1 pseudogene is annotated in these 348 nt (G+C 31.3%); it reads right to left on the reverse strand.

What is annotated here, in order from left to right:
• A pseudogene (locus DMC01_RS14375) lies at window positions 1-348 on the reverse strand (hypothetical protein); the annotation flags it as partial.

Here is a 348-nt window from a genome sequence, read left to right on the forward strand (position 1 = left end):
TAATAAAGAATAATTAAGCAAATTTAAGGTGAAGTTATTTAAATAAACAGTAAGCCTTCCCTTGTTAAGTGTTTCATCAGCTGGGATGAAATGATAAAATGGAGAATTTGCCTTGAAATTGCCTTCTTTATCTACTTCTGAAAAGAAGAGGGGTGAATTTGAAGTGTTTTGCGTGAGAGTGGAGGAGCTAGAAACTTGCTTTGAGCCTTTGAGGAGGTATCCCATAAATACAATATACACATCATAAGCTTCTAAGTCTTCTTTTTTTTCTTCGGTAAAGGCGTTGATTGTAAATAAGATCTTTTCTATGTCAAGTATAAAATTATTTTTTTCTATGTCTAAAATAAT

It is taken from the genome of Campylobacter troglodytis, from assembly GCF_006864425.1.
GTDB lineage: Bacteria > Campylobacterota > Campylobacteria > Campylobacterales > Campylobacteraceae > Campylobacter_D > Campylobacter_D troglodytis.